The sequence below is a fragment of the Nocardia sp. NPDC050712 genome (assembly GCF_040654295.1).
In the GTDB taxonomy this organism is placed as follows: Bacteria; Actinomycetota; Actinomycetes; order Mycobacteriales; family Mycobacteriaceae; genus Nocardia.
This window is the reverse complement of record NZ_JBFAHT010000001.1, coordinates 745452-763961: the sequence shown is the minus strand read 5'-3', so window position 1 is coordinate 763961 and position 18510 is coordinate 745452. Positions and strand designations below refer to the sequence as shown.

The following is an 18510-nucleotide window of genomic DNA, read 5'->3' as shown; positions in this document are numbered from 1 at the left end:
TACGCACACGCACCCAAGCTTTTCGGAGGCAAGATGTTGTCGTTGCAGGAGATTTCGGACCGTCTGGAAATCGAGGACCTGATGGTCCGCTACTCCCACGCCGTCGATACCGGGCAGTGGGATCTGCTGGACGACCTCTTCACCGCCGACGCCCACATCGATTACTCCGCGATGGGCGGCGCCACCGGCGATCTCGCCTCGACCAAGGCCTTCCTGGCGGCCACGCTGCCCAATTTCCCGGCATACCAGCACCTCATCAGTAATTCCTCGATCACCGTCGACGGTGACAGCGCGACCGCCCGCACGATCTGCCACAACCCGATGCTGATCAAAGACAACGACGGCAATCAGACGGTGATGTTCTGCGGCCTCTGGTATTTGGACACCTTCGCCCGCGTGGACGGGCAGTGGCGTATCGCGCGGCGGTCCGAGGAGAAGAGCTACATGTATGTGACCCCGGCGACGCCGGGGTTCTGACAGCACGATGCCCACCGCACGGCGTGCGGTGGGCATCGAGTCGGACTATTCGCGGCGGTGCGGCCTCAGAGGTGCGCGCCGCAGACCGGCCACGCGCCGACACCCTGGGTGGCGAGCACGTTCTCCGCGACGCGGATCTGCTCTTCCCGCGAGGCGTTGGCCGGGTTGCCCGCGCCACCGTTGGCGGCCCAGGTGGACTGCGAGAACTGCAGGCCACCGTAGTACCCGTTGCCGGTGTCGATGCCCCAGTTGCCGCCGCTCTCGCACGCGGCGACCGCGTCCCAGTCGCCGCTGGCGGCCGAGGCGGTAGCGGTGGAGAGGCTGAACGGGACGGCCACGAGGGCGGCGGCGACCGCGGTCAGGCCGAAGGCACGCGTGCTGACATTACGCATAAACGACATAGAAGAATTCCTGCCCTGCACCACACCGTCCCGGCGCTACTCCAGCCAGGTCCCTGCCCCCAGGGAAACTCGGGGATCCTCTAACCGCGGGACAGGGATTCCGGCATTCGGCGGTCGAGTCGCGACCCATGTTTTTCGGGTCGCCAATGACCGTAACCAACAATCACGATCCGGTCACGCCGCAAATAGTTGCGCATGTATGAATCGAATTTCGGACATTCCGGCATCGTCGCAAGTCGGGCCGCGTGGCGTAAAAATTACACGTTTGTCGTTATCTGCGCGTTATGTGGAAGAGATCACTACGAGATAGTGGTCCGCATCACTCCACGGCGAAGCTGCGGCCGGGTGCGGCGTAGGCGATCGGCCCTCGATACCGGGCGCGGGCCCGCGCGACCGCGTCCTGCGGGGTCAGGAATCGGCTGACGTGCGTCAGCACCAGCGCCCCCACCCCGGCCTCGGCGGCGATCGCGCCGGCGTCCTCGGGTGTGCAGTGCACTGCGGGCCCCGCCTCCGGCGCGCCGTCGGCCTCACACAGCAGCAAGCCGGATCCGGCGGCCAACTCGGCCAGGGCCGGGCACGCGGCGGTATCCCCGGAATAGGTGAGCGCCGCTCCGCCCGCTTCGATGCGCGCCGCGAACGCGGGCATCCCGTGCTCGACCGCGGCCGCCCGCACGGTCAGCTCGCCGATCCGGGTCCTATGGCCGTCGTGCAGTTCGTGGATCTCGAACGCCGATTCGACCGGACTGCGGCGCGGACCGTTGGTCAGGAAGCCCGCCAGCCGGTCGGCCAGGCCCGGCGGACCGAACAGCGGGATGGGCGCGGCCAGGCGCACGTCCGCGTAGAGCGCTCCGTAATAGGCGGTCAGCAGATCGGCACAGTGGTCGGCGTGCAGATGCGAGATCCAGATGGCGTCGAGCTCGTCCAGGCGGGTGTGGCGCTGGAGTTGTGCCAGTGTGCCGGTGCCCGCGTCCAGCCACAGCCGGGTACGGCCCCGCGTCACCAGGTAGCCCGAGCACGCGTTGTCCGGCGTCGGGTAGGGCGTGGCGCTGCCCAGCACGGTCAGCACCAGATGGTCGGCGTCCATCGGCGCGATCAGTTGACGAGCAGGACGACCTTGCCGGACCCGTGCCCACGCTCCAGCTCCTGCTGCGCCTGCGCGGCCTCGTCGAGAGTGAAGGTGCGGGCGGGCGCGGGCAGGCGGAACTCACCGGTGACCACGCGCTCGGCGACCTGCTCGATCAGTTCGACCGGCCGCGGCCCGGGCGGCCCGCTGGCGAAGGTGACGCCCAGCTGCTCGGCCGCCGGGTCGGCGATGGTGACGATCCGGTCGGTGCCGCCCCGCAGGTCGATGGCGGCGGGCAGGCCGCCCTGGCCGGCCGCGTCGAACACGGCGTCGACACCGCCCGGGGCGAGCGCCCGGACCCGATCGGCGAGCCCGTCACCGTAGGTCGTCGGAATCGCGCCGAGTTCGCGGACGAGATCTTGATTGCGGGCGGACGCGGTACCGATCACCGTGACGCCCTCGGCGAGCGCGAGTTGCACCGCCATCGAGCCGACCGCGCCGGACGCGCCGTTGACCAGCAGGGTCTCCCCCGCCCGCAAGTGCAGCAGCGCCAGCACCCGGGCCGCGGTACTCACCGCGACCGGCAGCGCCACCGCGTCGGGCCAGTCCAGCCCGGCGGGCTTGCGGGCCAGCGTGCTGCTCAGCGCGTACTCCGCGTAGCCGCCGCTGCGCGCCCACCCGAACACCTGATCGCCGATGGCGTGCCCGTGCGCGTCGGGGCCGAGCGCGTCGACGAAGCCGGCGATCTCGCCGCCGGGGAACTGCGGGAAGCGCGGCTCCCCGAAAACCAGGGCGCCGGAGCGCATCTTCCAGTCGGCCGGGTTGACCCCGGCCGCGCGGATCGCGACCCGCACCTCGTCGCCGGCCGGCTCGGGCACCGGCACCTCGACGACCTGCAAGACCTCCGGCCCACCGAATTCGCTGTACGCAATCGCCCGCATACCGCCCACCCTAGGCGCAGCCGCGACCGTGGCCGGGAGCGACACGGACCGGACTTGAAAGCCTTTGGCCTAGTGTGCATTACGTTCAGCACCCGAGTAGGACTACGCGTGCACTGCGCGCCGGCTCCGGCCTAATCTGGCCCCATGCAGATCCCCCACCGGAACTCCGCCGCCAACGACGCCCGGATCCGGAACGCCGACGCCGACCCGATCGATCTCGAATTCCCGCACCCGCCCGCGGTTTTCGTCCCGGAGCCGCCCGCCCGGGAGCGGGACCGGCTGGGCGCGCGGCAGCCGGTCCGCGATATCTACCGGGGTCGCTTCCACTGCGAGCGCGACACGGTCTGAGCTCCCGATCCGACCCAAGCACTTGCTTGGTTCCGTCGGCTCGGCTAACAATGAACCCGGGACAGCGCCGACCCGCGGCCATCCGAGGGAGGCATCGCCATGCTCGATTTCGCGCACCGCACCGGCGCCGCGCTGGTGCTCGGCGCCAGCGGTGGCCTGGGGCAGGCGATCACCCGCATGCTGCTCGAACGCGGCAGCGACGTGGCGATGACCTACTTCCGGTCGGCGGGCGCGCTGGACCCGCTGCACGCGGCCGCCGCGACGCACGGCCGCACCGCGCGGGCCTGGCAGCTCGATCTCGCCGATGCCGCGCAGACCGCCGAGGTCGTCGGCCAGGCGGCCACCCGGCTCGGCGGCCTGCACACCCTCGTCTACGCCGCCGGGCCGCATGTTCCGATGGTGCATCTGAGCCGGATCGCGCCGGCCGATTTCCGGCGGCAGCTGCTCGACGACACCACCGCGTTCTTCAACGCCACCCACGCGGCGCTACCGCATCTGCGCACCGCGCGCGGCAATATCGTCGCGGTCACCACCGCGGCCACCGCGCGATATCCGGTGCGCGACAGCCTCTCCAGCGCGCCCAAGGCCGCCGTCGAGGCGCTGGTGCGCGCCATCGCCGCCGAGGAGGGCCGCTTCGGCATCCGCGCCAACAGCGTCGGCCCGGGCATGACCGGCGACGGCATGGCGGTGCGGCTGTTCGCCTCCGGTGAGCTGGACGAGCAGGCGCGCGAGATCGCGCGCGGCAATATCCCGCTGCGCCGCTTCGGCGATGCCGAGGACATCGCCGAAGCGGTGTGCTTCCTGGCCTCGGATCGCGCCGACTACATCAGCGGCCAAAAGCTGGACATCGACGGCGGATACGGCGCCTAGTCCTTCAGCGCCTGCTCACGCAGCGTGCTCAAGGTCTTGGACAGGATCCGGGACACCTGCATCTGCGAGACACCCAGCTGCTCGGCGATCTCGGTCTGCGTCTTGGATTCGAAGAAGCGCAGGATCAGCACCTTGCGCTCGCGCTCGGGCAGGGCCGCGATGAGCGGCCGCACCGCGAGGTAATCCTCCACGTTGCGGTATTCCGGGTCGTCGGTGCCCAGGGTGTCGATCGGCGTGAGCGGGCTGTTGTCGTCGTCCTTGCCGGTCGTGGCGTCGATCGGCGAGGTCTGATAGGCGTTGCGGGCGATCAGCGCCTGCGTCACCTCGACCAGGTCGGCCTGCAACTCCTCGGCGATCTCACTCGCCTTGGGCATCCGGCCCAGCTGCTGCGAGAGCATCTCCACGGCGGGACCGATGAGTTGCTGAATCTCCTTGAGCCGGCGCGGAACTCGCACCGCCCAGGCGTAGTCGCGGAAGTGCCGCCGGACCTCGCCCATGATGGTCGGGATCGCGAAGGACAGGAACGAGGCACCGTGCGAGGGATCGAACCGGTCCACGGCCGCGACCATGCCGACCCGCGCGATCTGCAGCAGGTCTTCGAAGTTCTCGCCTCGCCCGGTGAACTTGCGCGCGATGTGCTCGGCCAGCGGCAGGCAGCGGCGAATCAGTTCTTCGCGGACCTCGTGCCGGCGCGAGTCCTGCGGGTCGAGCGCGGCCAGCTCGGCGAAGAGCGGTTCGATATTGTCGTAGCTATCGCTGCCGCGTTTGCGTGGTCCGCGGTCGGGGCGAGGCGAACGCGCCTCATTGCTCATCGGTTGTTCCTCTGACCCAGGTGAAGACGACGACCGTAGGATAGCCGGAAACCGTTGCGTCGAACGGAGATTGGGCCACCGAGATGGTGTCGGTGAGGGTCTCGACGATGTGCCAGCCGAAATTGCCCTGATCCAGTGCCGTATCGGTGGCCGCGACACCGGAGATCTGCACGGTGATGGCGCCCTCGCGGTAGGTGAAGCCGGTCTCGACCTCGGAACCCGGGACCGCGCCCAGCATCAGCGCCGTCGCGATCTCGTCCAGTGCGAGCCGAATGTCGGTGACCTCGTCGATCCCGAAATCCGCGATGAGAGTCACGGTTTCGGCGAGCGCGCGCAGCATGGTCAGCTGCTCCAGCTCCGCCGGGACCCGTACCCCGACCGTCGTCGTACCTGTTGTGGACTCCGAAATCTTCTCGTCCATCCCATCACCGCCCTCTGAGTGGTCATCCGGCGCGCACTGCCGTGGCCACGCCGACCGCGGCGGTCAGCCTACCCCGAAACGCGGAGGCGGAACGCGGCAACCAACCCGGGGCGACGAAGGGTCAGGTCGGAGGGGCGATCTTGGTGATGACGATCGCACCGTCGCGCACCGCCACCGTGACGAACTGGCGATAGGTGCGGACCGAGGCGTCGGGGCGCATATCGGTGATCACGACGTCGAAACGGCCGTCGGGCATGGGGGTGATCAGCACGCAGTGCCGGGTGCCCTCGGGGACCGAGGCGATGCCCTTGTCGATCACCGCGGCCGCGGGCACGGCCGCCTCTGGCGCGGCCAGCGCGCGAGCGGCCACGCCGGAGCGCGCCACGTAGTAGGCGTGCTGGAACGCCAGGATCGCGTCCGGCCCGGTCTCGGCGGAGCCGACGCCGTTGCCGCGCACGAACTGCTCGGTGCGCGCCGCCTCACAGCCCGGCCCGCCGCCCAGGGCCGCGCCGGCCACCGTCGGCGAGGATTCGTTCGGGCCGGTGGCCTGCGCGGTGTAGACGGCCACGATGGCGACGGCCGCGAGCGAGGCGCCGCCGGCCACCGAGACGACCACCCACGGATGCCGGGAGCGCTTGCGATGGCTGTGCGGCCGCGTCGCCCGAGCGTCCCAGAGCCGCTGATGCGGTTCCACCCTTCGGGCCGGGATCGGCTGGCGCGGCTCGATGCGCTGCGGGGTGGCCCGCGGGGTGGTTTGCCGCAGCGGGGCGGTATGCGGCTGGGTGATCTCGCCGGGCGCCGGTGCGGCGGACCGCTGCGGCGGCCGGGCCGGTTGTTGTTGCTGACGGGCCTGCTGCTGCTGACGCGCCTGTTGGTGCAGCGGGATCATGCCCGGCCACAGGGGGACGCCACGACCGGCTCGGCCGGCGCGCCCCCCGAACTGACGCGCGCCGGCACGGCGGCCTGGCTCGGATGCGTACGCCGACGACATGTTCGCCACACTCCCTTGACCGACGCTTCACAGCGACCCGCGGCATCTCCTCAATGCCGTTGCGCAGTACCAACATTGCATAACTCTCCGGCCGATGGAGGGTGAATGGGCGCACCGAGCCGCACCGCCGGAAGTTCTCCGGTGTGAGCGCGCCGAAACGAACTGCCCCGCAACAGATCAGCGAACGCCCAGGCCAGCGGGGTGATCCGGCTGCCCCGGCGCAGCTAATGTCTCGTCAACTCCGCGCCGCGACGCGGATCTCACAGGAGTGGGGAACGGACCGGGCGGGGCGCGCCGGGCGGGTATTCGGTGTCGTCTGCCGGCTCCGGGGCGGGCGGGGAGGCAACCCATCCGGCGACCACGGCCAGACCCGTCGGGCGGTGCACGGCGAGGAAACCGAAGGGCCGGTCGAAGCCGACGTTCACCAGCCGGGTGGTGTGAGTAGCCGGCGGCGGCATGCCCGCGGCGCGCGCACCGAAGGCGGTAACGGCCGCGGCCTTGAAACCCTTGGCGGAGAACTGCGCCACGACATCCTGGCGGCCTTCGCTGAGAAACAGCGGGATGGCGCTGATCGCGGGGAGGTTGTCGAGATCGGGGTTGGTCGCCGCGGTCAGACCGAAACGGTCCGGGCGCGCGAGCAAGTCGTGCGACGAGCGGATATCGAAGGGCGGCACAACGATTCGCAGATCATCGAGCGGCACGATGTTCCGCTGCTCGGTGACGGTCAGGCCCGGAGCCACGGTGCCGGGCGGCAGGTCCGTCCGGATCGGGGTCTCCCCGTTCAGCGCGCGGAGCCCGGTGCCGAGGACGACGTCCGGTTCGGCGTCGCCGAGCAGCAAGTGGACGTCCAGGTCGTTGTCGCCCTCGACGACGACACGGGTGACCGGCGCGGCATCGTCCAGGATCGACGCGGCCCGCGTATCGGAGGAATACCGTTGGAGCGCCAGACCCCGGTGCCCCTTCCAGGGACCGGCGGCCGGGGCGAGACTGTGCGGCTGAAACTGTTCGCGCCAGCTGGTTTCGGCGCACAGCGCGGTGGCCAGCACCAGCACTGTCTCCGGGGTGACCCGCAGCGGGAACCGCTCGATCATCCCGCGGGTGTGCTTGCTCGCCCAGCTGTCCAGTGCTTGCTGTCCCGCGAGCCGCTCCACCACGCCGTCGGGCAGGCCGCGCACCCACTCCGGCTTCAGCGGCAAGTCGACGTCGGCCCACACCCCGAGCGCGGCGGAGGTGGACGCCGAGTCCTCGAGAACGGCAAGGATGTCCAGCGCCGCCTCGCGGGCCACCGCGACCGGAATCCCGATGGCCCCTTCGAGTTCCGCGCGGGCGGGGCCCGCGGCCGCGTCGGCCAGAACCGCCAGCAGCGGCCACAGGCCCACCCCGGAGAGGACGAAATCGCCGGGCGCGGCGGACCGGCACCACGCGGCGGTCAGCCGGTTGGACGCCAGGACATTCGGAGCGGGAGCGGCACACACCGCACTCACGCTAGCGCGGCCTAGGCCTCGTCCTTCTTGCGTGCGGCGCGAGCGCGGCGTTTACCCTCGTGCATGGCCTGCACCCGGGCGATCGGAATGGTGTGCCCCTCCGCCAGCAGATCGGCGGGAAGGGTTTGCGGAGCGGGCATTTCGGTGCTCCACGGGTCGCGGTCACCGAGCAGGCCCGGCGCGGTGCGCAGGGTGAAGTCGGCCGGGGTGATGTCGTCCAGCTCCGACCAGGACAGCGGGAACGAGACCGGGACGCCCGGGCGAATGCGCGGGCTGTAGGCGGCCACCACGGTCGCGCCGCCGGCCCGGGTGGAATCCAGGAAGACCTTGCCTTTGCGGTCCTCCACGATGAAGGCGGTGGTGGCCAGGGCCGGGTCGAGGCGCTCGGCACGGGCGGCGACCGCCCGGGTGGCGGCGGCGACATCGTCGATGGCCAGGCCCTCGACCAGGGGCACGAAGATGTGCAAGCCCTTGGCGCCACTGGTTTTCACCGCGCCGGCCAGGCCGTCGTCGGCCAGCGCCTGCCGGATCAGGTGCGCGGCCAGCACCGCCTGCCGGAACGGCTGCCCCTCGGGCGGGTCGATGTCGAGGATGAGATGGGTGGGGCCCTTGGCGTGGTCGGCGAGCAGCAGGGTCGGGTGGTATTCGATGGCGCGCTGGTTGCCGAACCAGAGCAGGGTGCGGACGTTCTCGCAGAGCGCGTAAGTGACCTCGCGGCGCGAACTCTCGGCCCACACCGTCACCCGCGGCACCCACTCCGGGGTGTACTTCGGCAGGTTCTTCTGCATGAACGGCTCCTGGCCCGGCCGGATCCGGATGACCGAGAGCGGGCGGTCGCGCAGTTGGCGCACCAGGCGATCGCCGGTGGCCTCGAGATAGTCGATCAGGTCGCGCTTGGTCGCCTCGGCGCCGTCGAACAGCGGCTTGTCGAGATTGGTCAGTGCGACGCCGTCGCGTTCCTCGTCAGCCATCGGCCTGCCTTTCCTTCGTGCGGCGCACCCGAGGGTACGGCGACGGTCCGACACTCTGGGCGGTCTGCGCCCCGACAACTTCCGCCCCGACAAGTATGGGCACGTCACGGCGTAATTCGCGGGTGCCGCGCTCCGATGACCCGGGCAAGGGTTATCGGAGCGGAGAGTGCTGTGCGTCGTCTGGGAATTCTGGTGTCGTCGGTGTGCCTGGCGGCGGCAGCGCTGTGGGGTGTGCCCGCCGTCGCCGGTGCGGCGCCGGCAGAGTTCAAACAGTGCGCGGTGCGCGACGGCCGCACGCCGGAGACCGCGAAACCCGAAGAGGTGGGCTTGGATTCGGCGGCGCTGGCCGCGGCGATGCGGATCGCGAACGATCCGTCCCGGCGCACCGTGCACGTCTTCCGCAACAACTGCCTGATCGCCACCGGCGCGCGCAATGCCGAGACCGGCGGCCAGGCCTGGAACATGTGGAGCAGCACCAAGAGCGTGGTGTCGCTGGTCGCGGGCATCGCCGTCGACGAGCAGCGGCTGCGGATCGACGACCCGATCGGCACCTACCTGCCGCCCGGCCTCGGCGACGCGGCGCACCGCGCGATCAAGGTCCGGCACCTGCTCGACGAGTCCTCCGGCATGCGGGTTGCCGTTGCCTCCGAGGGCATTACGGGGCTGGCGCAGTTCGATCCGAACGTGGTGGCCCAAGCGCTGGCCCTGCCCATCGACAATCCGCCGGGCACGGTGTGGCAGTACAGCCAGCGCGCGGTCGACCTGCTGGTCTATGTGGTGCAGCAGGCGGTCGGCGAGGATTTTCAGGCCTACGCGCAGCGAAAGCTGTTCGCGCCGATGGGCATTCCGGCCACCGACTACCACTGGGCCCGGGACCGCAGCGGAAACACCTACGGGTACGCGCATCTGGTGCTGCCGCCGGACGACTTCGTCAAACTCGGCCTGCTGATCGGCAACCAGGGCCGGTGGAACGAGACCCAGGTGGTCTCCGCCGAGTATCTGCGGCAGGCGAGCGAACCCTCGCCCGCCAAGCCGTGTTTCGGCTTCCTCGTGGTCGTCAACGGGCCCGGCTGCGCCATCTCCTTCCCCGGCCTGCCCACGGACGCGGTGGAGATGGCGGGCATGATGCGCCAGGACAACTTCATCGTGCCCAGCCTGGGCCTGCTGGTCAGCTGGACGGGGGTGACCGTGCCCGGTGACTCGGTGAGTTTCCCGCACGACGTGCTGCGGGCCGTCGTGGCCGCCTTCCGCGCGCCGCTCCTGCCGGATCCGGGCCCGTATGTCCCGCTGCCCGACGTCAGCGTGACCGATCCGATGATCTCCAATCCGGACGCGCTGCTCGGCGCGCTCGGCTTCGGACCGGCCGCCTATCCGGGCTGCAATCTCGCGACCTGCCTGGGCAAACCGCTCGCGGCGCCGTTCGGCGACTGGCCGCCGGGGTGCTACCTGCTCGGCTGTATCGGCCGCGACCCGGCGACACCCGGTATTCGCTGAGCACAATCCGGAACGCGTCTTGTTCCGAATGTTGGTGTGTAAGCACCGTCGTTTCGAATGAGGTAGCCCATGGACGCACAGCAGTCCGACACTCCGGTCAGATCCCTTCGCTTGCGCGCGACCACCCTCGTGGCGTGCGCGGCACCGCTCGCGGTCGTCGTTTTCGGCGCCGGCGCCGCCGCGGCCGACAACTCGCCGCCGGACCGGCCGGTGGTCGAATCCGCGCCGGCCCCGCAGGATCCGCTCGCATTCCTGCAATCCCTGCTCCCGATGCCACCGCCCGCGCCGGTCGCGGAGGACGTCCCGGCGCCGGTCGATCCCGAGAACAATCGCGTCCGCATCGGTGACACCCAGGTCGACCGCCCCGAGTGGCTGCCCGCCGAGACGGCCGCCCAGATCAACGACGCGGCCGGCGGCACCGAGCTCGCGCTGTCCACCGCTCTGCAATCGGCCGGGCTGGACCCGTGGCGCGCCGAACGCGTCGCGGAGGACACCCTGGGCTCGGCCGCCGTGGGCGCCGCGGTGGGTGGCGTCGCCGCCGCGCCCATCGCGTCCACCGGCGCGCTGATCGGAGCGGTCGCCGGGCTCGTCGCGGGCCTGCCGTTCGCACCCATCGGGCTGGTCATCGTGCCCGTGGTCGGCGCGGCCCTCGGTTACGCGATGGTGGCCGCCCCGTTCGCCGCCGTGGGCGCCGTGGTCGGCGCAGCTGCGGGCGCCGCCGAGGGCATGACCGCCCCCGCGCCTGCCGCCTGAGGCGAACAGCAGTTCGGTCCCGGCGCCGCGGCTCGAGCTCCTCGACCGGCGCCGGGACCGATTCATGCGCGATGGCGATCAGTCTCGATCTACTATCGGGAACAGGTTCGCCCACGCGCAGGAGGCAGCCATGCCAGCACCGAGACACCGGATCGCGCTCGCGGCGACCACGCTCGCCCTCGCCCTGACGGCGGCCTGCGGCAAGACCGTGCCGCCCGATCCGCCACCGGTCCCGGCGCCCGCCCCGATCGCGTCGACGACCATCACCATCGACGAGCGCACCTTCAGCGTGGTCCCGCCGATCCGGCCGGGCGCGGTAGTCACGGCGGTCAACAACGACCAGGTCAAGCACAGCATCACCAGCAAGCGCGCCGGCCTGTTCGACTACGAGATCGGCCCGCGGCAGACCATCACCTTCACCGCGCCCGCGGAGCCCGGCGTGCACCCCTTCTACTGCCGCTATCACGCGTTCATGGAGGATTCGTTCACCATCCGGCAGTGAATCACCCACCGAAGAGCAGGTAGAGCCCGGTGAAGGTGAATCCGACCATGAGCAGCATCAGCGCCAGCTGACCGGTGGCGCGGTGTGCCCGGGGCAGCAGCCGCAGGCAGCGGTCGTGCGCGGCGGTCACCCCGAGGATGTGGCCGGTGAGCACGGCGAGCACCTTCACAGTGGCCAGGACGGCGGGATGGGTGGACAGGAAGTAGTCGACTTGATGGTCGGCCAGTCCCGCGATGTTCCAGCCGCGATCGAAGGGGTCGGCGAGCAAAGCCAGTGTCGCCTGGCCTTTTTCGAGCAGGAAGGTCAGATAGTGGGCGATCAGGTAGCCCGCGACGATCGGGGTGATGCTGTGGGCGAGCGGGCGGGGTAGCCGGGCGCGTTCGTCCCGGCCGATCCCCGGAACGGCGCGGGCCGCCCGGATGAACAGCGTGCCGACGATCGCGATCACCGTGAGCAGACCGATTGTGCGAGTGACGGTTTCGGTGAGCGCCGAGCCGTCGCCCCGGCTGTCGACGAAGTTCGCCCACGCGGGCAGCGCGGAGAGGCTGTCGAACGCGGTCGAGCCGAGCAGGATCGCGGCCAGCGCGACCACGCCGGGCAGCACCGGGCTCGCGGCCAGATTGTGCAGCGGGGCGCGCAGCACCGGGGCGCCGGAGGTGTCACGCCCGAACACACTCAGGCGCGACAGCAGCGTGCTGTAGACCTCGAAGGGGTCGGCGCGTTCGGCCCAGGTGGTGCCGAACAGCGCCAAGCCCACCGCGGTGACGAGCACGTAGCCGAGCAGCCAGCACCCCACGGCAAGCACCGAACCCGGTTCGGGCGCGGCGAGTTCCAGCCAGACGAAGGCGAACAGTCCGATCGCCGCGGGGCGATACCCCCAGGATTCGGGATACGCCAGCACGCCCTGCCCGGGGTCGCGGCGCAGCAGCAGGCAGGCGAAACGGTGCAGCGCGCGCAGCGGGGAGAGCAGCTTCCAGACCGGGCCGAACAGCAGCGAGGCCGTCATCACCCCGACCCAGAGGTAGATGTAGAACACCCCGGGTATCGGATTCCGTTGCGGGTCGGCCGAACCGAAGACCAGCACCAGACCGAGGAAGAGCGCGACCAGCACACTCAGCACCCCGAGCACCGTCCGGAGCCACGCCGAATCGATGAGCGCGGGCAGCCGCCGCCCCGGCGCCGCCGGATCCAGGCGCGGTTCCCGCCAGGCCACCAGCAGGATCGCGAAGGAGAACGTCAGCGCCCACGCGGCGCCGATCAGCGCGTAGGACAGCGGAATCGGCAGATCGTCGGCGCCACCGAGACCGTGTGCGAGCAGCGTCACGGGCGGACCTGCAGGGTCGTCACGGTCTTACCCGCTTCGTGCAACTCCACCTCCACCTGGCCGGGAACGGTGACGGTGAACCGGAACTCCTGGCCCGCACGGGGTTCGACGGCGAAGGTGTGCGCCGGATCGGAGTGCACGTGCAGTTCGTCGGCGGTGTCGCTGTCGACCTTCAGGACGATCGGCTGTCCCACCCTGGCTTCGGCGCGACCGTTGGTGGGTTGCACTGTGCGACCGGCTATCCGGATGGCCACCGTCGTCTCCCCGCCGGTCGTCGCGGGCGGTTCCTCGGTGGTCGACGAACAACCGGAGACGAGCGCCGCGACGGCGAGCACCGTCGATCCCCACGCGCCTGTCGACCTCATCGTTCCTCCTCGCTCGCCGAGCCCTCGGCGGACTCGCGCCGCTCCGCCCGCCGGTCGCGCATCGCGATATAGACGACCACCCCGACGATCGCGAACGCGGGCGCGAACGCCGGGATGGCCAGCAGCGCGGAGTGATCGGCCAGAACATCTACTCCCGGTTCATATCTCACTGGCGAACCAGATCCACCGGCTCCGGATGGACCGTGCGCCGGTAGGCCAGATCGACCCGCGCCGCACCCCAGGACAGCGCCCAGATGAGCAGCAGCGAGCAGAGCAGCACCAGCAGCCCCGCCGCGGGCATCAGCCAGGCGGCGCTGTCGAAGGTCCGTTCCCGTTGCAGCACGGTCACTTCGCTGACGAACGGGCGGGTGAACTGCGCGTCCGCCGCCACCTCGGTCGCGCCGATACCCGGGTCGGCCGCCATGAAGATCGGCAGCGCGGTCAGCAGGCGGCCGTCGTTCAGTCGCAGCACTGTCTTCCAGCTGCCGTACACCGGAACCGGTTTCGTGGTCACGTACTGCCCGGGCCCGGTCCGGCGCAGTTCGTCGACCACCAGGCCGCGACCGGGACTCTCGGCGCCGTCGGCCCGCCAGCGGCCCAGCACCCCGCCGGTGCCGCCCTGCCAGGCCAGCACCTGCACCCACTCCGGGTCCTCGCTCACCAGGTCGGCGGGCGAGAGCGTGATCTCCGCGGTCACCATGCGGCCGCCGTTCACCGGCTCGGCATCGCGCAATCGAACTGTCGCCGTGGCGTTTTCGGGGACATCGTGGCGCAGCCCGTTGGTGGTGGCGATGGCGGCGACCAGTACCGCCCCGATCACCAGCGCGCGCCGGATCGCCGGGCGCGGCAGTTGCTCACCGCGCAGCACCACACCGAGCAGCGCGCCCAGCGCGCCGCCCGCGATACCGACCGGCACCGCCATCGCCAGCAGTTCCGGCCACATCGACGTGGGCCACGGATCGACGAACATCCGGTCCACCCACAGTGATTCGAGCCAGAGGCCGACCGTGGCGGCCGCCAGACCGGTCAGCGCGCCCCACCACACCGGCTTGCGCAGCAGCGGCAGCAGCGCCATCAACTCGACCACGATCGCGATGCCGAGGTAGAGCGGGAAGACGTTGTACGGCGCGCCGAGACCCGGGCCGACGATGACCGCGATGATGCCGCGCACCAGGAACGCGAACACCACCAGGATCAGCGTGGAACCGCGGCCGAGCGTGTAGCGCGCCGACACCAGGGCGACGGTGGCGGCGGCGACGATCAGCATCGGTTGCAGCACCAGCCGGAATTGCGGTACGCCGAAGTCGAATTCGACCTGGAACACCGACAGGCCGATCACCAGGCCGCCGAAGGCGAAGCTGCGCGCGATCCACAGGAACGGCCCGTCTTCGCGGTCCGGGTCCGGCTTGTCGGATCGCCCTTCGAATTCCAGCAGCAGGATGGCGATCAGCGACAGTCCCGCGCCGCCGATCAGCATCAAATGCGTGGGGCCCCAGAGGGTTACGTCCTGGCCGAAGAGCCGGTGCCAGATGTCGTCGAGCGGGAAGCCGATCAGCGCGTACAACCCCGCGCCGGCCATCAGGACGCCGCCGACCGGCGCGTGCCAGTCCCGGGTGATCCGGATCGCGGCCGGGCCGGGCTTCTCGTCCAGCGGCAGGATGACCGCCAGCATGCCCGAGATGAACAGAAAGAACAGGCCGACCATGATGAAGTAGTGCGCCGGGTTGGCCAGCGGACCCTCGTCCCGGCCCTGCCCGATGTGCAGGCTGACGTCCCAGATGAAGCCGAGCATCGCGGTCAGGATCGTGGTGATGAACAGTGCGATCGGCAGCGCCACCCACCCCGGCCGGTTCGAGAGCTGCCCCAGCTTGTCCGCGGCCGTCTTCAGCCAGGTGATCCGTCTGGTCCGGTGCAGATAGGCGACCCACATCAGCCCGACCGCGATCAACGTGGCCGATCCGGTGAGTATCAGCACTTGATCCAGGGCGGCGCCGCCGCCCTCGGTTCCCTGCGCGAGTACAGGCCTCATCATGGACCGCTCTTTCTGTAACCCGGAGTCTCTTGTACTAGGAGTGTGCCCGGGATCCGAGTCGGTATGCGGCGAAATCCAGACCTGGCGGAAAGGGTCAGAACAGTTCGTCGAAACGGGCCGCGAGCACCAAATATTGCTCGGCCCAACCGCTCGAGATCGCCAATTCCTGCAACGGACCGGTCGGGAGGTACAGCACGTGCAACGTGAACGGCCGCTCCCCTTGCCGCACCTGCTCGACCAGGGCGTCGAACTCCGCGAGCGCCTCGGCCTCGTCGTCCCAGGTGGACCACGCGAAATCGTTCCCCGGCAGCACCATGTACCGCCGCGTCGTGGCCAGCACTTCCAGCAGCGTCATCTCCCGAGCGTACGAGGACTGTGACAGTCTGCGAAACATGAAGCGGCACCATGAGTTCGACCATCTGCGCAATTTCCGCGACCTCGGCGGGTACCGATCCGCCGACGGCCGCACGGTGGCCTGGGGCCTGCTGTACCGGTCGGATTCACTCGGCAAACTGCGCGGTGCGGATTGGGATCGTTTCCTGGACCTCGGCGTCACCACGGTCATCGATCTGCGCTACTCCTGGGAGATCGACGCCAACGGCCGTGTCCCGCAACCGGAGCGGTTCCACTAACCCAATTGCAGCATCGAACACCGGCCCTACGACCAGGCCGGCCTCGATCCCGAGCTCGACCCGTGGCGCTATCTGGCGGACCGCTTCGCCGAGGTCGCCGCCGACGGTATCGCCGAGATCCGGCAAACCCTGGAACTGATCGCCGTCGCCGAGGGGCCGGTGGTCATCCACTGCGCCTCCGGCAAGGATCGCACCGGCCTGATCGCCGCGCTGCTGCTCACCGCCCTCGACATCGGCGACGACCAGATCCTGGCCGACTTCGCGCTCACCGAACGCGCGACCGCCCAGCTCGTCGCCGACTGGCAGGCCGCCCACCCCGGCCGCACCCTGCGCTGGCCCGCCTACGGCCGCGCACCCGCCGAGATCATGCGCCTGGTCCTGGCCGATCTCACCGCCGCCTACGGCTCACCCCGCAACTATCTGACCGGCCCCGTCGGGCTCGGCGCGCAGGTCATCGACCGGCTGCAGTCCCGGTTACTCGTCCCGCGTCCGTGAAAGCGCCGTCGACGAGAAGCGGCACGGCGGAGCTGCTTTCGAGTTCGACGGCGATCGCGACGTCGTCGGGGAAGCCGCCGGTGCGGAGTTCGCGGCCGGAGGCGGATTCGGTGACGGTCGCGGCGAGATCGGTGGCGGCCAGGTAGGAAGCGCGAGCGGCCTCGGCCTCCGGGGACAGGGGCCCGGTGTCGCCCAGAGCCGCGACGACCGCGCCCGCGCCGAGCCAGTCCTCGACGGCCGGGCGCAGCAGGTCGCGATTCGGCCAGTGTTCACCGGCGGCGATCACGGTGACGGGATTCGCGGCGGTACCCCAGCCGCGGCCGCGGATCCAGTTCGCCACCGCCGACGCGTTGCGCAGCGACGCGACGACCACCGGAATCTCCGATACCGCGGCCGAGATCGTGGAGCCGTTCGGCGAGGGCAGCACCAGCCGGTCGGCGAACGGGGCCCGGCGCAGCGCCGCGGGCGAGAGCGACCAGGGCTGCCGCGCGGTCACCGCGCGCCGCCCGACCGCCACCTGCGCACCCTGGGCCGCCGCGAAATCAGCGGCACCCTCGCGCCACGGGTACGGGAGCACGTGTGTGCCGCGCTCGACCAGCACGGTCACCGAGGTGCTGAACGAGAGCACGTCGACAACCACCACGCAGGAGCTACCGGGTCCCACCTCCTGCGCACCCGCCAAACCCCACTCGACCCGCACCCCGAAGTCGTTCTGCCGCACCCATTCCACACCTCGAGTGTCGGCTGCGGCGGCTCCGAACACCAGGGATCGGATCAGCGTGACCGGTACTCGTTCACCGGTCGAGCAGTCGGGTGGGGGCGGCCAGTTTCCAGGAGTCCGCCACGATCGCGGTCAGCTCGTCGCGATCCTCCAGTGCCGCCAAGCGCACCCGGACCCACGCGTTGTTCGCCTCGTGCGCGGCGATCCAGAACTTGTCCGGCTCCGCGAGCACCAGCTCGTCACGGTCCAGGATCGGGCACCGCACCGCCATCGAGGTCTCCTCCTCGGGCAGCGTCAGGAACAGTTTGCGCGCGACCTTGAAGATCGGCATCCCCCAGGCGAACTCCTCCGCCACCTCCGGCAGCGCCAGCGCTGCCGCACGAACATCATCACCAGTGGCACTCACCAGGGGATTCTCCCAACCCCTCTACTGTCGGTGCATGGCAACTCCCGACTTCATCCGGAACCTCCGGGCCACCGCTGGTCAGCAACTGCTCTGGCTGCCCGGGGTGGCCGCGGTCGTCCTCGACGACGCGGGACAGGTGCTGCTGGGGCGCCGCGCCGACACCGGCCGCTGGACCGTGATCGCGGGCATCCCGGAGCCCGGCGAGCAGCCCGCCGACTGCGCCGTGCGCGAGGTGTTCGAGGAGACCGCGGTGCACTGCGTCCCCGAGCGCGTCGCCCATGTGATGGCGCTGCCGCCGCACACCTACCCCAACGGCGACACCTGCCAATTCATGGACATCACCCTGCTCTGCCGCGCCGTCGGCGGCACCGCCCGCGTCAACGACGACGAGTCGCTCGAGGTCGGCTGGTTCGCGCTCGACGGTCTGCCCGAGCTGGCGCCGCACGAGCGGCGCCGCATCGAGCACGCCTTGGCCGCCGGCCCCACCTGGTTCGCACCGGCCCAGCACGCCCGGTCACCGCATGGTTCGATCAAGCCATGACCAACGACATCGATGTGCCACAGGTAGTCATCGCCAGCCGGGAGATCGCCGCGCCCGCCGCCGCGATCTTCGAGTTGATCGCGGACCCGGCACGCCAGCCCGAGTGGGACGGCAACGACAATCTCGCCGAAGCGCCCGTCGGGCAGCGGGTGCGCGACGCGGGCGCGGTCTTCTCGATGACGCTCACCAACGGCCACGTGCGCGACAACACGGTGGTGGAGTTCGAGGAAGGCCGCCGGATCGCCTGGAACCCGTCCGAGCCCGGCAAGGAACCGCCCGGGCACCTGTGGCGCTGGGAGCTGGAACCGCTGGACGAGAACCGCACCCTGGTCACCCACAGTTACGACTGGACCCGGCTCACCGACGAGACCCGTCTGCCCCGCGCCCGGGCCACCACGCCCGACAAGTTGCAGGCCTCGGTCGACCGCCTCGCGGAGCACGCCGAAAAGTCCTGAGCCACCGCCGA

Annotated in this window: 23 protein-coding genes and 1 pseudogene; 9 read left to right on the top strand and 15 right to left on the bottom strand. The window is 70.4% G+C overall.

Features of this window, described 5'->3' with window-relative positions:
- Window positions 1–33: 33 nt before the first annotated feature.
- A complete protein-coding gene (locus AB0H76_RS03615; RefSeq protein ID WP_357316838.1) occupies window positions 34–477 on the top strand; it encodes a nuclear transport factor 2 family protein in 444 nt (147 codons plus the stop codon).
- 65 nt (window positions 478–542) lie between these two features.
- Here the strand turns inward: AB0H76_RS03615 and AB0H76_RS03610 are convergent, their stop codons facing one another.
- From AB0H76_RS03610 to AB0H76_RS03600, 3 genes are all read right to left on the bottom strand, one after another.
- A complete protein-coding gene (locus AB0H76_RS03610; protein WP_357316836.1) occupies window positions 543–878 on the bottom strand; it encodes a transglycosylase family protein in 336 nt (111 codons plus the stop codon).
- Between the two features lie 319 nt (window positions 879–1197).
- Window positions 1198–1962, bottom strand: coding sequence for an MBL fold metallo-hydrolase (locus AB0H76_RS03605; protein WP_357316834.1), 765 nt, complete (start codon window positions 1960–1962; stop codon window positions 1198–1200).
- Window positions 1963–1970: 8 nt separating this feature from the next.
- Entirely contained in the window at window positions 1971–2882 is a 912-nt protein-coding gene (locus AB0H76_RS03600) for an NADP-dependent oxidoreductase (RefSeq protein WP_357316831.1), read from the bottom strand.
- Between the two features lie 144 nt (window positions 2883–3026).
- Between AB0H76_RS03600 and AB0H76_RS03595 the strand changes: the two genes are divergently transcribed.
- Both AB0H76_RS03595 and AB0H76_RS03590 read left to right on the top strand, forming a co-directional pair.
- The gene (locus AB0H76_RS03595; protein ID WP_357316828.1) at window positions 3027–3230 is read left to right on the top strand and encodes a hypothetical protein; all 204 of its coding nucleotides are present in this window, start codon (window positions 3027–3029) and stop codon (window positions 3228–3230) included.
- A gap of 99 nt (window positions 3231–3329) precedes the next feature.
- Window positions 3330–4100 (top strand): SDR family oxidoreductase, encoded by a 771-nt coding sequence (locus AB0H76_RS03590; protein ID WP_357316826.1) that lies wholly within the window; start codon window positions 3330–3332, stop codon window positions 4098–4100.
- On the opposite strand, the gene AB0H76_RS03585 is transcribed toward AB0H76_RS03590, so the two are convergent.
- From AB0H76_RS03585 to AB0H76_RS03565, 5 genes are all read right to left on the bottom strand, one after another.
- Window positions 4097–4912 (bottom strand): RNA polymerase sigma factor SigF, encoded by an 816-nt coding sequence (locus AB0H76_RS03585; RefSeq protein WP_357316824.1) that lies wholly within the window; start codon window positions 4910–4912, stop codon window positions 4097–4099. The genes AB0H76_RS03590 and AB0H76_RS03585 overlap by 4 nt on opposite strands.
- Entirely contained in the window at window positions 4902–5333 is a 432-nt protein-coding gene (locus AB0H76_RS03580) for an anti-sigma factor (RefSeq protein ID WP_357316821.1), read from the bottom strand. Before AB0H76_RS03580 ends, AB0H76_RS03585 begins: the two co-directional genes overlap by 11 nt.
- Window positions 5334–5454: 121 nt before the next feature.
- Window positions 5455–6222, bottom strand: a complete 768-nt coding sequence (locus tag AB0H76_RS03575) for a hypothetical protein (protein WP_357316817.1) — start codon at window positions 6220–6222, stop codon at window positions 5455–5457.
- A 362-nt stretch (window positions 6223–6584) separates the two neighbouring features.
- Window positions 6585–7799, bottom strand: a complete 1215-nt coding sequence (locus AB0H76_RS03570) for a serpin family protein (protein WP_357316815.1) — start codon at window positions 7797–7799, stop codon at window positions 6585–6587.
- A gap of 20 nt (window positions 7800–7819) precedes the next feature.
- Complete coding sequence (locus tag AB0H76_RS03565; RefSeq protein ID WP_357316812.1) at window positions 7820–8779, bottom strand: ATP-dependent DNA ligase; 960 nt, start codon at window positions 8777–8779, stop codon at window positions 7820–7822.
- Between the two features lie 171 nt (window positions 8780–8950).
- Between AB0H76_RS03565 and AB0H76_RS03560 the strand changes: the two genes are divergently transcribed.
- The 3 genes from AB0H76_RS03560 to AB0H76_RS03550 all read left to right on the top strand — a co-directional run bounded on the left by AB0H76_RS03560 (window position 8951) and on the right by AB0H76_RS03550 (window position 11528).
- Window positions 8951–10273 (top strand): serine hydrolase, encoded by a 1323-nt coding sequence (locus AB0H76_RS03560; protein WP_357316809.1) that lies wholly within the window; start codon window positions 8951–8953, stop codon window positions 10271–10273.
- Window positions 10274–10342: 69 nt separating this feature from the next.
- Window positions 10343–11026 carry a hypothetical protein gene (locus AB0H76_RS03555; RefSeq protein ID WP_357316806.1) on the top strand — a complete coding sequence of 228 codons (684 nt, stop codon included), beginning with the start codon at window positions 10343–10345 and terminating at the stop codon, window positions 11024–11026.
- 130 nt (window positions 11027–11156) lie between these two features.
- Entirely contained in the window at window positions 11157–11528 is a 372-nt protein-coding gene (locus tag AB0H76_RS03550; RefSeq protein WP_357316803.1) for a hypothetical protein, read from the top strand.
- A gap of 1 nt (window position 11529) precedes the next feature.
- Here the strand turns inward: AB0H76_RS03550 and AB0H76_RS03545 are convergent, their stop codons facing one another.
- The 5 genes from AB0H76_RS03545 to AB0H76_RS03525 all read right to left on the bottom strand — a co-directional run bounded on the left by AB0H76_RS03545 (window position 11530) and on the right by AB0H76_RS03525 (window position 15604).
- The gene (locus AB0H76_RS03545) at window positions 11530–12852 is read right to left on the bottom strand and encodes a hypothetical protein (protein WP_357316800.1); all 1323 of its coding nucleotides are present in this window, start codon (window positions 12850–12852) and stop codon (window positions 11530–11532) included.
- On the bottom strand, window positions 12849–13217 hold the full coding sequence (locus AB0H76_RS03540) for a hypothetical protein (RefSeq protein WP_357316797.1): 369 nt from the start codon (window positions 13215–13217) through the stop codon (window positions 12849–12851). The genes AB0H76_RS03545 and AB0H76_RS03540 overlap by 4 nt, the downstream gene beginning before the upstream one ends.
- Window positions 13214–13387 (bottom strand): hypothetical protein, encoded by a 174-nt coding sequence (locus tag AB0H76_RS03535; protein ID WP_357316794.1) that lies wholly within the window; start codon window positions 13385–13387, stop codon window positions 13214–13216. Before AB0H76_RS03535 ends, AB0H76_RS03540 begins: the two co-directional genes overlap by 4 nt.
- Window positions 13384–15246: a hypothetical protein gene (locus AB0H76_RS03530; RefSeq protein ID WP_357320355.1), complete on the bottom strand. Its 1863-nt coding sequence runs from the start codon at window positions 15244–15246 to the stop codon at window positions 13384–13386. The genes AB0H76_RS03535 and AB0H76_RS03530 overlap by 4 nt, the downstream gene beginning before the upstream one ends.
- Window positions 15247–15343: 97 nt before the next feature.
- Window positions 15344–15604: a hypothetical protein gene (locus AB0H76_RS03525; protein ID WP_357316792.1), complete on the bottom strand. Its 261-nt coding sequence runs from the start codon at window positions 15602–15604 to the stop codon at window positions 15344–15346.
- On the opposite strand from AB0H76_RS03525, the pseudogene AB0H76_RS03520 reads away from it, so the two are divergent.
- Window positions 15564–16376 (top strand): annotated as a pseudogene (locus tag AB0H76_RS03520) (tyrosine-protein phosphatase). The gene AB0H76_RS03525 and the pseudogene AB0H76_RS03520 overlap by 41 nt on opposite strands.
- Here AB0H76_RS03520 and AB0H76_RS03515 read toward each other — a convergent pair.
- Together AB0H76_RS03515 and AB0H76_RS03510 are read right to left on the bottom strand one after the other, a co-directional pair.
- On the bottom strand, window positions 16333–17106 hold the full coding sequence (locus AB0H76_RS03515; RefSeq protein ID WP_357316789.1) for a 2-phosphosulfolactate phosphatase: 774 nt from the start codon (window positions 17104–17106) through the stop codon (window positions 16333–16335). The pseudogene AB0H76_RS03520 and the gene AB0H76_RS03515 sit on opposite strands and share 44 nt — an antisense overlap.
- Window positions 17107–17170: 64 nt before the next feature.
- Window positions 17171–17503: an MmcQ/YjbR family DNA-binding protein gene (locus tag AB0H76_RS03510; RefSeq protein ID WP_357316786.1), complete on the bottom strand. Its 333-nt coding sequence runs from the start codon at window positions 17501–17503 to the stop codon at window positions 17171–17173.
- Window positions 17504–17537: 34 nt separating this feature from the next.
- On the opposite strand from AB0H76_RS03510, the gene AB0H76_RS03505 reads away from it, so the two are divergent.
- Window positions 17538–18044 (top strand): NUDIX domain-containing protein, encoded by a 507-nt coding sequence (locus AB0H76_RS03505; protein WP_357316784.1) that lies wholly within the window; start codon window positions 17538–17540, stop codon window positions 18042–18044.
- Complete coding sequence (locus tag AB0H76_RS03500) at window positions 18041–18499, top strand: SRPBCC family protein (RefSeq protein WP_357316781.1); 459 nt, start codon at window positions 18041–18043, stop codon at window positions 18497–18499. The genes AB0H76_RS03505 and AB0H76_RS03500 overlap by 4 nt, the downstream gene beginning before the upstream one ends.
- Window positions 18500–18510: the final 11 nt, after the last annotated feature.